This window comes from Lacrimispora sp. 38-1, from assembly GCF_049890855.1.
Lineage (GTDB): Bacteria > Bacillota > Clostridia > Lachnospirales > Lachnospiraceae > Lacrimispora.
Genome location: NZ_JBANEW010000083.1, coordinates 23826 through 36727, shown reverse-complemented (window position 1 = coordinate 36727; position 12902 = coordinate 23826). Strand labels below are relative to the sequence as shown.

Here is a 12902-nt window from a genome sequence, read left to right as displayed (position 1 = left end):
GGTAAGAAATGGAAGAAATTATAAAAAAAGAATCCCCGAAAGAAGTAATTTTATCAGTCAGGGACCTTCGCATTTCTTTCCGTTCGTATGCGGGAAAGGTACAGGCGGTCAGAGGTATTACTTTTGATTTGAAAAAGGGTGAAACCATAGCTATTGTAGGAGAATCTGGTTCGGGTAAAAGTGTAACGGCTAAGAGTATTATGGGTATCTTAGCTAAAAATGCCATCACGGAGGATGGAGTTATTTCTTATCAGGGTTATGATTTGACAAAAATCAATGAAGAGGTATTTCATGAAATACGCGGAAAGAAAATAGGCTTAATTTTTCAGGACCCTATGTCAGCATTAAACCCTATAATGACCATCGGAAAGCAGATTACAGAAGTCCTTTTACTGAATCAGAATATGACTAAGGAACAGGCAAAAACAAAAGCGTTATCCTTAATGGAGGAAGTGGGTATACCAGATGCAAATAGAAGATTTCATCAATATCCATTTCAATTCTCTGGAGGAATGCGTCAAAGAATTGTAATTGCAATCGCACTTGCAAATGATCCGGAGATTCTGATTTGTGATGAACCGACTACTGCCCTGGATGTAACCGTACAGGCTAAAATATTAGATTTAATAAAACAATTAAAAAAAGAGAAAAATCTTTCTATTATATTCATTACCCATGATCTTGGAGTCGTAGCAAATATAGCAGACAGAGTATATGTTATGTATGCAGGTAAAATCGTTGAATATGGTTTGTGCACAGAAATATTTCTGGATCCACGGCATCCATATACCTGGGCTTTGTTAGCCTCCATGCCAGATATGGAAACACAGGGGAAATTAATGGCAATAACAGGAACGCCGCCTAATATGGTTAATCCACCGAAAGGAGATGCTTTTGCAGCCAGAAATGCCTATGCAATGAAAATTGATTTTATAGAAGAACCTCCGTATTTTCCAATCAGTGATACCCATTATGCGGCAACCTGGCTCATGGATGAGAGAGCGCCAAAGACAGAACTGCCACCCATACTTTCACAGCGTATTAATAGAATGCTTGCAGAGGAGGCGGAATACCTTGAAAGAATTAAATAGTAATCCCATATTAAGTGTAAAAAATTTAAATATTTCTTTTAACACGAATACAAAATTTAAAAAGCATATAGTTAAGGCTGTGGATGACATTTCATTTGATGTTTATCCAGGTGAAACATTTGGCCTGGTAGGAGAATCAGGTTGTGGTAAAACAACCACAGGACGTTGTATTATTCGATTATATTCACCATCAGGCGGCTCCATAACCCTGCATGGACGTGAAATAACTGGTCCCATGACAAAGGAACTTCGAAGATATATTTCTTCTAATATTTCTATGATTTTTCAAGATTCCATGGAATCGTTAAATCCCAGAATGACAATTGCAGAAATTATCGGAGAAGGATTAAGGGTAAAGGGCTTAAAGGACAAGAATGATATTTTAGAAAAAATATATGCGATATTAGAAAAGGTGGGACTTACCAGGGAACAGGCTGGTCGTTATCCACATGAATTTTCAGGTGGACAGCGACAGAGAATAGGCATCGCCAGAGCAATTGTGGTAGCTCCCAGCTTAATCATTGCAGATGAACCAGTTTCTGCTTTGGATGTATCCATACAGGCACAGGTGATCAATTTATTGAATGATTTAAAAAAGGAATTGAATCTTACTATTTTATTTATCGCACATAATCTTTCGGTGGTTAAGTATTTTTCAGACAGGATTGGGGTCATGTATTGCGGCAGACTGTTAGAAGTTGCCAGCAAGGAGGAAATCTATCAATACCCATATCATCCATATACCAGAGCGTTGTTATCCGCCAGTCCGAATCCGAATCCGTTATCGGAAAAGAGAAGAGAACGATTGGTCTATGAACCAGCAAAGGAACATGATTATTCGGCAGAAAAACCTGAAATGCTGGAAATTTCAGAAAATCATCTTATTTTTGCGTCACAAAGTGAAGCAGAACAATATCGCAAGTTGTATGAAAGAAGAATAGAAAATGATACTAATAAAAAATGCTAAAGTACAGTCTATGGAAGCGGCTGATGACAAATACACAGATATTCTGTTAAAGGATGGAAAGATAAAAAAAATATGTAAAAACATAAGTGAAACGGATTATGATCACAATGTTAAAATCATAGATGCCAAAGGCTGTCTTGTTACTCCTGGATTAGTAGAATCTCATTGTCATATTGGAATGGCTGGACCTGACGGGAATCATACAAATGAAATTATAAATCCGATTCAACCAGGATTTCGGGCCTTGGATGCCCTGGATTATGCATCTAAGGATTTTGAAGCAGCACTTAAAACAGGAGTAACAACGGTAATTACAGGCCCTGGAAGTTCCAATTTAATGGGAGGAACCTTTATTGCTATAAAAAGTGCAGGTGATTCCATACAAGAGAGAATTATATCTGAAGAAATAACTATGAAAATGGCACTAGGTGAAAATCCAAAATTAAATTACAGCAAGATGGGAAGATCGCCCAGTACCAGAATGGGAGCAGCAGCACTAATTCGGGAAATGCTATATAAAACACTTGAATACAAAGAAAAGTGGATTGCCTTTCAAAATAAAAAGGAACTACAGGACTGCAAAACCTTTCAATATGATTTACATATGCATTCTCTTATGCGCGTATTTGATGGAATGCGTATAAAAATACATGCACATCAGGCAGATGATATACTTACAGGCTTAAGAATTGCCAGAGAATTTAATTTAAAGGTTTCTATCGATCATTGTACCGAAGGCTATAAGGTGTTTGACGAAATCAAGGAATCGGGCTGTAAGGTTATTTTGGGACCTGTTATTGGTGGAAAAGGCAAAGCAGAATTAAGCGGTAAACGACTTGATGCAGCAGCCATGTTTGAGGAGAAAAAAATTCCCTTTGGACTGGCTACCGATTTTGGCGTAATTCCAATGGAAGGTCTGTTAATGCAGGCATGTATTTTGGTAAAACATGGACTATCCAGGGAGGGAGCTATAAAAGCTCTCACAATACATGCGGCTGATGCAGTTGATTTATCTCATAGAATTGGAAGTATGGAAGAGGGAAAGGATGCCGATATCGTAATCTGGAATGGAGATCCGTTAGAAACCATGGGAGAAGCCAGCATTGTAATCATTGATGGTAAAATACGTCTGATGGAGGGGAGGGTGATTTCATGATCATTAAAAACGGAACGATTCTTTCAATGGCAGGCATAGAGGAAGAGAGAAAAGATATTCTGATTAAAAATGGAACTATTTTTTCAATCAAAGATCATATCAATCCTGCCAACGAAGAAGATGTGATTGACGCAGAGGGGCGTATCGTCATGCCAGGATTTGTAGAACCTCATACTACCATGGGAGTGAATAATCAAGTGTTTCGCTTTGACAAAATGGATGCAAACGAGGAGTCAGATCCATTAATGCCGCAGCTTAGAGCCATTGATGCCATCGATGTGGAGGATGAGGGCTTTGCTATGGCGCGTAGAGGAGGAATAACCAGTGTCGTTACAGGTCCGGGAATGTCCGATTTAATTGGTGGAACATTCTGTGCCTTTAAAACGGGAGGCAGTTCCTTTTCTGAAAGAATTATTCGGGAAGAAGTGTGCTATCACTTCGTTTTAAGCAGTGAACCAAGAAAAAAATATGGCAGCAAAAAGAAATCTCCCGAAACAAGGATGGGTTCCGTCGCATTGATAAGAGAGATGCTATATAAGGCCCAAATTTATGATAAGAGAATTCGGGCCGGGGAAAAGCTGCCGTATGATATAAAATCAGCCTCCTTATCCAGAGTATTTCATGGATTGCTGGTGAAATTCAGTGCCTGTCAGGAAAATGACATAAGAGCAGCCATCCGAATTGGTAAGGAATTCAATCTGAAGTATACCATTGATTTTGGGTATGATGCCATGAAGCTGCAGGAAGAATTAAAAAAAGAACAAATTCCTGTTATCATAGGACCTCTTTTGGGTAAAGGATATCAGGCTGAAACACAAGGGAAAGATTTGTCGATGGCAAAGCAATTAGATAAATCAGGATTAAATTACTGTTTAATGACCGGTCATCCACTGGTTAATGGGGAATTAACAGGTGCCTATCTGGCATTGCTGCATAAATACGGAATGTCCAGAAGGGAAGTACTGGAAGGACTTACCATAAGAGCTGCAAAGCTATCAGGAATTAATGACAGGGTAGGAAGCTTAGAGGTAAATAAGGATGCAGATATCGTAATATGGAATGGAGATCCACTGGATTATTATGCGTCGGTACATACCATGATTATTAATGGAAGGCGGGTGCCAATATGAAACCACTTGTCGGAATAACGGCATCGGATTATCAGGATGAAACTTATTATATGACAAAAACTGCCTATATTAACGCAATTCTTTTGTCGGGTGGGATACCCATTTTACTGCCTTATACATCAGACTTTGAGGAATGTAAGAATATCATTACAAAGTTAGATGGCTTGATGATACCAGGTGGGATTGATGTTTCCCCGCTTATGTATAGAGAAGAGCCACTTCCAAAAGTAAATAAGTCGATCCGTAATATGGATTTATATGAAATAGAATTAATCAGGGAGGCACAAAAGCAGAATAAGCCAATTCTGGCTATTTGCAGGGGAATGCAGATATTAAATGTTGCCTTTGGAGGTACACTTTATCAAGATATTTATGAACAAAAAGCGGCATCTCTATGTCACATTCAGAGCATGGATATACGAAGCGAGATGACCCATTCAGTTTCTATTCGGACAGACAGCAGACTCTTTCCTATATATGAACAAGTAAAAATATTAGTAAACAGTTATCATCATCAAGCCGTAAAAGACTTAGCAGACACTTTGCTTCCAGCCGCTTTTTCGGCAGATCAGATATTAGAGGCATGTGAATCAAAGGATGGAAGAATCATAGGAATACAATGGCATCCGGAAGCTTTAATCAATACTGATTACAAAACGCAAAAGCTATTTCGCTATTTTATTGAACTGTGTTAAACTAAAATATCTGATAGAAGAGGATAACATGAATATGATTGAGATTGTAGAAGAAGAAAAAGAAGAGACTTCTTGCTATAATGTAGCACAGATGTTGGTTAAATCACTAGAACAGGAAAAAGTAAAATATATATTTGGAATACCTGGAGAAGAAAATTTAGAAATTATGCATGCACTTAGAAATTCTTCAATTCAATTTATCACGGTTCGCCACGAACAAGGTGCTGCATTTATGGCGGATGTATATGGAAGGCTGACTGGAAAGGCTGGTATTTGTTTATCCACGTTAGGGCCAGGCGCTACGAATTTAGTTACGGGAGTTGCAGATGCGCATAGTGACGGAGCTCCCTTAATTGCCATCACAGGGCAGGTAGGAACAGAACGAATGCATATTACTTCACACCAATTCCTTGATATAGTGAAAATGTTTGAACCAATCACGAAAAGAAGTAAGCAAGTAGTCAATCCTGATTCAATTTGTGAAATTGTAAGGTTAGCCTTCAAATATGCTGAAAGTGAAAAACCAGGTGCTTGTCTCATTGATATTCCTGTTAATGTATCCAAAATGAAAGTACCTGAAACGGAAGTTCCAATGATAAAAAGAATTATTCCGAAAGAATATGCAGAGCTTGAAACGATTGAGATAGCTGCTGGTGCAATCTTTACTGCAAGAAAACCAGTCATATTAGCAGGTAGTGGTGCAATTAGATCCAATGCAAGTGAAGCAATTACACAATTAGCGGAAAAACTTCATATTCCAGTTATCAATACCATGATGGCAAAAGGAATCATCTCTTATGACAATCCTTATTCCATGTGGACAATTGGAATACCACAGAAGGATTATGCAAACAAAATTATTGAAGGTGCCGATTTGGTCATTACAATTGGCTATGATATAGTAGAATATGCTCCTAGTAAATGGAATTCCAATAGAGATATTCCTATTATTCATATAGATACAAGACCAGCACATATAAATAAATATTATCAGCCATTGGTAGACATAATAGGTGAGATACCCTCATCTTTGGAGCGTCTGTCAAAGAGGGTATCTCCGAAAGATGAACCATTAGAGACATTTGCAATTAAAAAACAAATGGAAGATGAGCATTACAGCTATGAAAATGATGATAGTTATCCGATGAAGCCTCAAAAAGTTCTTATAGATTTAAGAAATGCGGTTGGCAAGGATGGAATTCTTATTTCAGATGTTGGTGCTCATAAAATGTGGATTGCAAGACATTTTAATTGCTTTTTACCAAACACCTGCATTATTTCAAATGGATTTGCTTCTATGGGAATCGCGATTCCAGGAGCTATTGTTGCTAAATTATTAAATCCACTAAAGAGAGTAATCGCAGTATGCGGAGATGGTGGATTTATGATGAATTGTCAGGAGATGGAAACGGCTTTTCGTATTGGAACTCCAATTGTCGTATTAATATTTAATGATAGTAGTTATGGCTTAATTAAATGGAAACAGCTTGATCAATACGGTCAGGATTGTTTTGTTGATTTTGATAATCCAGACTTCGTTAAATTTGCAGAAAGTATGAATTGTAAAGGCTATCGGGTGGAAAAAGCAGAAGATTTTTCTGCGATTTTGGAAGAAGCCTTTCAGCAAAATGTACCATCAATTATAGACTGCCGTATCGATTATAATGAGAACATGAAACTAACAAAGCACTTGAAAGAAATTTATTGTGAGGATATGAAAAAAGTATAAATAATATATAAAAGAAGCGCTTACGAAATATCAGACAGCAGAGTCTGATATTTTTTTACTAAAACATATTGACAAACATCGATTTGATGCTATAATTTACATATCGACAAACTTAGATATGTATAATGAATGAATCTTAGCATGAAAGAAACGGAGAAAAATAATATGGATAGCAAAAGTAAAAACAAACTAATCATGATTTTGGGCTTAATGGCCTTCCTCGCAAATGGAGATAATTATGCCGCAGCACCATTAATCATCAATATTTCAAAAGATTTAAATATTTCAGTAAGTACAGCAGCAATATCTGTAACGGCATATATGCTTGCATTCGGAGTATTTACCCTCATATTTGGACCTGTGTCAGACCGTTATGGCAAAGTGAAAATAATAAATATAGCGGCAATGGGAACTTCTGTTTTTAGTATATTAGGAGCATTTGCATTTGATTTGCCGTCTTTAATATTCTTCAGGGCTATGAATGGTGCATTTGGTGCAGGGATCTTCCCGGTTACTATGGCTTTGGTTGGACAAAGCTTTGATGACAAGAACCGTCATAAAGCACTTGGTAAGGTTATGGGACTCATGTTTTTAGGAGCTGCTACAGCCTCTGCAATTGGGGGTGCGTTATCCTATTTCGGTTCATGGAGACTTGTTTATCTCATATATGGAATAGGAGAATTAGTACTTTCTATAATTATGCTTAAGATTTTGGAGCGGGATAAACCGGTAGTTGAAACACTGGACTTCGTAAAAGCATATAAAGAACCATTGACAAACTTTAAATTTATGAAAATTGTACTTATCGTATTCTTTTTGGGTTTCAGCGTTTTTGGAAGCTTTACTTATTCCGGATCATTAATACAGGAGATCACAGGATATAATATACTGATTGTCGGATTGATCATTTCTTTATTTGGTGTTGGTACGGTTATAGGCGGGAGAATGGCACCAAAGTTGAAAGCAAAGCTGAAAAATGGATTTTTAGTCTTAGCAGGAATAATAGGAGCAATATCCTTGTTTGCTCTTTCAACAGTTACAAATGCCTGGATGCTGGGAATGGCTCTTTTTGGTTTTGGCTTAGCTTTTATCTTCCTTCAATCAACGCTGATTGCAACGGCTCAGGAGCAATTGCCGAAAATGAAAGGAACAGCAATGTCTCTTACGTCCTTTAACATGTTTGTGGGTGGTGCCGTTGGCACAAGCTTAAACGGAATGATTATTAAAACTTATGGTGCTTCAAGAATCTTCCTGGTCACGGCGGTCCTCCTTTTGGTAGTTTCAATGTTTGCTGCATTCCTCGTTGCAAAATTTGAAATGAGTAAAATGAAATCGACACTACAGTCAAATTAAAGGGAGGCTTGTGTATGGATACCTATATCTTTTATGGGATTACTATCATTCTATTACTTATATCATTTTTTAAGGATAAAAAGAAAACAAAGATGGCACTGAAAAAAGCCTGGAAAGCATTTGAAAATATTCTTCCTGAATTTTTAGTTGTAATATTATTAGTTGGTGTCATGCTGGCGGTATTAAATACGGAGACCATTACCAGAATCATAGGATCGGATTCAGGCTTTTTAGGAGTGGGAATTGCTGCAATTGTAGGGGCTATAACGTTGATTCCCGGATTTGTAGCATTTCCTATGGCAGCGCTCCTTTTACAGGGAGGAGCCGGATATATGCAGATTGGAGCATTCGTTTCAACCTTAATGATGGTTGGAATTGTAACAATGCCGGTTGAAATTAAATATTTTGGCAGGAAAGTTACGATAATAAGAAATATTTTAGCTTTTATATTTTCCTTTATTGTTGCATACGTGATCGGATTGGTGGTGAATGGAATATGATAAAAATTTTAAAGAGATACCGTGCATTTCTTGTAGTACTTGTATTCATTGCTGTATTGACAGTTGTAAATGATAAGTTAGGGCTCAAAGCATTGACCATTTCTGCAAATTCATTTAAAGAAATGCTGTTTGTAATACCGCCTGTATTTGTATTGCTTGGCTTACTGGATATATGGGTTCCGAGAGAAACCATGGTTAAATTTATGGGAGAGGAATCCGGCATTAAGGGAGTTATCTTATCCATTCTGCTGGGGTCGGCAGCAGCCGGGCCATTGTATGGTGCATTTCCCGTTGCAGCTGTTTTTATGAAAAAGGGTGTTAAGTTCATGAATATACTTATATTCATAGGAGCGTGGTCAACTACAAAGATTCCGATGTTTTTATTTGAGATAGCCGCATTGGGAAACAATTTTGCAATTACAAGGCTGCTCGTGGACATTCCCGGAATTATAGTGATCGCCTTTATCATTTCCAGATTTGTTTCAAAAAAAGAAGTGGAAGAAATCTATGCAAATGTGGAAAAGATAAATAAATAATTTACCTGATGAAATTAATTAACGATTGACATTTATCGATATGTGAGATAGGATAAAATTATCATATCGATAAATATAGATAAGAGGTAAATACAATGATAAACCAATATGAAAAAGATGCAAAAATCTTTAAAGCACTTTGTGATCCCAACCGATTAATGATTATTGAAATGTTACAGGGTGGAGAAAAATGCGCATGCAAAATACTTGAAGATTTAAATATTGTACAGTCGACTTTATCTCACCATATGAAAATATTATGTGAGTCTGGTTTAGTGGAAAGTACCAGGGTAGGAAAGTGGATGCATTATTCATTAAGTAAACAGGGGTTTGAAACAGCAACAGCCCGCTTAGCTGAAATTGCAAAGAATATTAAATAAATCCTGACATGATTTTGGGGGTGATCCGATCCATGAAAACTTTAAATACTACAATTGCAGTTTTAGGCGGCGGACCTGCCGGATACGCAGCGGCAATCCGAGCGGCACAATTGGGTGCTGAGGTAGTTCTGATAGAAGAAAAAGAGATAGGAGGAGTGTGCTTAAACATTGGCTGCATTCCCACAAAAGCACTGTTAAAAACTGCTGAAACAGGTACTGTCATTAAGAAATCAAAAGAGTTTGGCATAGAAAGCAGCATGAGTAAAATTGATTGGAACGTTTCTGTTGGAAGAAAAAACAGAGTGGTGAAAAATCTTAATACCGGCGTTGAACAACTTCTTGCTTTTCATGGCGTAAATATAGTGAAAGGGCGGGGGACCGTTGTAAACGAGAAAAAATTAGTTGTTGCAACATCGGAAGAAGAGGTTTGTGTAAATTGTGAAAAGATCATTTTAGCTGCGGGTGCAGAGCCAATGCTGCCTCCTGTTAAGGGAATTCACTTAGATGCAGTGATGACCAGTAATGAGGCGTTAAGTATGGGAGAGTTACCTGAAAGTATGGTGATCATAGGTGCCGGAGTCATCGGACTTGAGTTTGCCACTATGCTTGCTCCATTGGGAGTTAAAATAACAATGATTGAGTGTAAGGACAGAATTCTTCCGGGAGAAGATGAAGAAATTGCATCAGAGCTGCAGAAATTGATGAAGCGCCAGGGAATCACTTTTAAATTATCAGCAAGAGTAACAGAAATTGAGAAGACTGAGAATGGTCTTACCGTTCATTATGATATGGGCGATAAAGCGTGTGTAATATCTTGCAGTAAAGTGTTGGCTGCCGTAGGCAGAAAACTAAATTCAGATAAATTTTCAAACCTGACATTACATATTGAGAATGGTGCTGTAGTTACAGATGAAAGAATGGAAACGAACGTGAAAGGGATTTATGCGGCTGGAGACCTTACGGGAAACAAACTGCTTGCGCATCTTGCATTTATGGAAGGAAAGATTGCAGCTGAAAATGCTTTTGGTCTGGAAAGCAGGATGGATTATGTGGCTGTACCGTCCTGCGTCTATACGAATCCTGAAGTGGCGGCTGTTGGTATGACAGAAGAGGAAGCGAAAAGGGCCGGCATATCCGTTAAGGCAGGCAGGTTTCAATTCCGAAACAACGGCCGTGCCTTGACTTTAGGAGAGCGGGAAGGGTTTGTAAAAGTGATTGCTAATGAAAAAAATGAAATTATAGGCGGACAGATTCTTGGTGTGAACGCATCTGAAATGATATCTGAACTCACTTTAGCAATTAAGTTAAAGGCAAAGGCGGGAGATCTTGCGGATATGATTCATCCCCACCCCACCCTTTCAGAAGCCATTTGGGAAGCATGTGGAGATATTATGGGGAAAGCACTCCATAAAATATAAATTGATATATCAAGTAGGAGGATACATGATGGAGGAAAAAGAACGTTACGGGTTTATTATGTGTGTCTGTACAGGTAAATGCCCTGGTTTTCAGGCTATGGATATCTGGGACTTTATTAATCAGGTAAGAGTGGAACTTCCGGTGGAATACGGATTTATTCACCCTCAGCTTTGTGAAGAGGATGGAGACCGTTTCCTTGCGGATTATTTAAAGACTCACAGAAAGCTTATTATCGGGGCGTGTGCGCCAAATATGCAGAAAAAGATGTTCAGGCAGGCATTTAAAGATGCGGGACTTGATGTAGAAAAAGATGCGGTTATGCTGGATATCAGAGATATGACCAACGAAAAAGCTTTTGAGGTCGTTAAAAATGCACTCAATGAGTTGGGATTTAAGGAGGATGATCTATCATGAGCGAGCTTACATTTATGGGTGTTCCAAGAGAGAAGATTGACTGGAGTCCCCGGATTGATTTCAGTAAATGCAACTACTGTATGGAATGCGTTGAATTTTGTCCCCATAATGTTTTTGAGGTTCATGAGGGGAAAGACCAGAAGTTTGTTGTAAAAAATCCAGATAACTGTGTTGTATTCTGCCGTGCCTGCGGTAAAACATGCGGACTCGATGCAATTGATTTTCCAAACAAAAATGAAACAACTGCCCGAATCAAGGAAATTAGAAAGGAAGTGGAGAGCAATGAGTAAATCCTATGCTGTACTGCCTTGTAATGGACTGGATAAATGTGCCGGGTGTGTTTCAAAAGAAGTTGCAGTTAAACTAACAGAGCATACAGACAGTGAAATAATATGTCCTGTTTTTTACCGTGTGGCAGATGCTAAGTATAATAAGCTGGCACAGGAAAAACCACTTCTTGTAATCGATGGCTGTGCAACACGTTGCGCCAGTAAGCTTGCTGCAGAGAAAAACTTGAAGATAACAGATAAAATAAATATTACAGAGGAAGCAAAAGCAAATAACATCAACTTGAGTTCCGGCTTACGATTAGGCGAAGATGAACTGAAGTTATCAAATATTATTTTTGAAAAGCTTACAATCGAGAAGAATTCTGCAAAAGAAAGTGAAGAATCCATTTTATTTCCGAATAGTCTGACTTATGAAATCTATAAGAAAGATAAATTTGTTTTCCGTCTACCTAAAGAAGAAGGATTTTATTTTAATGAGAACGACGTATGGGTATATGTCTCAGGTAATAAAGCGCGAATCGGAGTTACTGATTATGCCCAAAAAAGTCTGTCAGATATCATGTTCTTTAATCCTCCGGCAATCGGAGCTGAAATGGAACAATTTGAGGAAGCTGGTTCCATAGAGTCAGGAAAGGCAGTTTTCGAAATCGTTTCCCCGGTTTCCGGAACCGTAACGGCAGTCAATGAGAAATTAATTGATTCACCTGAGCTTATTAATCAAAATCCATACGAGCAAGGTTGGATAGCGGAAGTGGAATTATCAGATTTTGAAAGTGATAAAGATTTACTTCATGAATTTAATGGATATTTCCAGGTGTTAAAAAGAAAGGTGGATGAATTTCATGTCTAAAGTTAAGGTTGTTGCATGCAGCGGAATCGGAAAAGTATTTGGTTTAATGACAAGAGAAGCGGTGTTAGAGGTTACCAATCATCTGGTTCCTGATAAAGCAGAAACAGTCTGCCTTGCACATGTTGTGACAGGAGATAAAGCAGGCAGTGAAAAAGTAAAAGGCTGCACCTGCATTACTGTTGATGGCTGCCCTGCCCTGTGCTCTGCAAAAAGTGTTGAAAATGCGGGAGGGATCGTAAAGGCAAGCTTTCGTTCCGTAGATGAAATGCGTAATCACAGAGGTGTCAATGCAGGAACAGCAACTGCATTAACAGAAGATGGCTGGCAGATCATAGATGAATTTGCAGAAAAGATTGCCGCAAAAGTAAATGAACTGGCTGAGGAGGAATAGA

At 38.2% G+C, this 12902-nt stretch carries 15 protein-coding genes; all 15 read left to right on the top strand.

From position 1 onward, the window contains the following. The first annotated feature begins 8 nt into the window (after positions 1 to 8). Positions 9 to 1091, top strand: coding sequence for an ABC transporter ATP-binding protein (locus V7D18_RS23215; RefSeq protein ID WP_426157955.1), 1083 nt, complete (start codon positions 9 to 11; stop codon positions 1089 to 1091). Next, positions 1075 to 2058 carry an ABC transporter ATP-binding protein gene (locus V7D18_RS23210; RefSeq protein ID WP_426157953.1) on the top strand — a complete coding sequence of 328 codons (984 nt, stop codon included), beginning with the start codon at positions 1075 to 1077 and terminating at the stop codon, positions 2056 to 2058. Before V7D18_RS23215 ends, V7D18_RS23210 begins: the two co-directional genes overlap by 17 nt. Next, positions 2036 to 3214: an amidohydrolase family protein gene (locus V7D18_RS23205; RefSeq protein WP_426157951.1), complete on the top strand. Its 1179-nt coding sequence runs from the start codon at positions 2036 to 2038 to the stop codon at positions 3212 to 3214. The genes V7D18_RS23210 and V7D18_RS23205 overlap by 23 nt, the downstream gene beginning before the upstream one ends. Beyond that, positions 3211 to 4344, top strand: coding sequence for an amidohydrolase family protein (locus tag V7D18_RS23200; RefSeq protein WP_426157949.1), 1134 nt, complete (start codon positions 3211 to 3213; stop codon positions 4342 to 4344). Before V7D18_RS23205 ends, V7D18_RS23200 begins: the two co-directional genes overlap by 4 nt. Continuing rightward, positions 4341 to 5039 (top strand): gamma-glutamyl-gamma-aminobutyrate hydrolase family protein, encoded by a 699-nt coding sequence (locus tag V7D18_RS23195; RefSeq protein ID WP_426157947.1) that lies wholly within the window; start codon positions 4341 to 4343, stop codon positions 5037 to 5039. The genes V7D18_RS23200 and V7D18_RS23195 overlap by 4 nt, the downstream gene beginning before the upstream one ends. A gap of 28 nt (positions 5040 to 5067) precedes the next feature. Continuing rightward, positions 5068 to 6768, top strand: a complete 1701-nt coding sequence (locus V7D18_RS23190) for an acetolactate synthase large subunit (RefSeq protein WP_426157946.1) — start codon at positions 5068 to 5070, stop codon at positions 6766 to 6768. Positions 6769 to 6933: 165 nt separating this feature from the next. Next, positions 6934 to 8121, top strand: coding sequence for an MFS transporter (locus tag V7D18_RS23185; protein ID WP_426157944.1), 1188 nt, complete (start codon positions 6934 to 6936; stop codon positions 8119 to 8121). Positions 8122 to 8135: 14 nt separating this feature from the next. After that, positions 8136 to 8621, top strand: coding sequence for a permease (locus V7D18_RS23180; protein WP_318063834.1), 486 nt, complete (start codon positions 8136 to 8138; stop codon positions 8619 to 8621). After that, on the top strand, positions 8618 to 9157 hold the full coding sequence (locus tag V7D18_RS23175; RefSeq protein ID WP_426157942.1) for a permease: 540 nt from the start codon (positions 8618 to 8620) through the stop codon (positions 9155 to 9157). The genes V7D18_RS23180 and V7D18_RS23175 overlap by 4 nt, the downstream gene beginning before the upstream one ends. 95 nt (positions 9158 to 9252) lie before the next feature. Beyond that, positions 9253 to 9537, top strand: a complete 285-nt coding sequence (locus V7D18_RS23170; RefSeq protein ID WP_426157940.1) for an ArsR/SmtB family transcription factor — start codon at positions 9253 to 9255, stop codon at positions 9535 to 9537. Between the two features lie 32 nt (positions 9538 to 9569). Next, complete coding sequence (gene lpdA / locus V7D18_RS23165) at positions 9570 to 10955, top strand: dihydrolipoyl dehydrogenase (protein ID WP_426157938.1); 1386 nt, start codon at positions 9570 to 9572, stop codon at positions 10953 to 10955. A 25-nt stretch (positions 10956 to 10980) separates the two neighbouring features. After that, positions 10981 to 11370 (top strand): hypothetical protein, encoded by a 390-nt coding sequence (locus V7D18_RS23160; RefSeq protein WP_426157936.1) that lies wholly within the window; start codon positions 10981 to 10983, stop codon positions 11368 to 11370. Continuing rightward, the gene (locus tag V7D18_RS23155) at positions 11367 to 11660 is read left to right on the top strand and encodes a 4Fe-4S dicluster domain-containing protein (RefSeq protein WP_426157935.1); all 294 of its coding nucleotides are present in this window, start codon (positions 11367 to 11369) and stop codon (positions 11658 to 11660) included. The genes V7D18_RS23160 and V7D18_RS23155 overlap by 4 nt, the downstream gene beginning before the upstream one ends. Continuing rightward, a complete protein-coding gene (gene gcvH / locus V7D18_RS23150) occupies positions 11653 to 12510 on the top strand; it encodes a glycine cleavage system protein GcvH (RefSeq protein ID WP_426157934.1) in 858 nt (285 codons plus the stop codon). The genes V7D18_RS23155 and gcvH overlap by 8 nt, the downstream gene beginning before the upstream one ends. Further along, positions 12503 to 12901, top strand: coding sequence for a putative zinc-binding protein (locus V7D18_RS23145; protein WP_426157932.1), 399 nt, complete (start codon positions 12503 to 12505; stop codon positions 12899 to 12901). The genes gcvH and V7D18_RS23145 overlap by 8 nt, the downstream gene beginning before the upstream one ends. Position 12902: the final 1 nt, after the last annotated feature.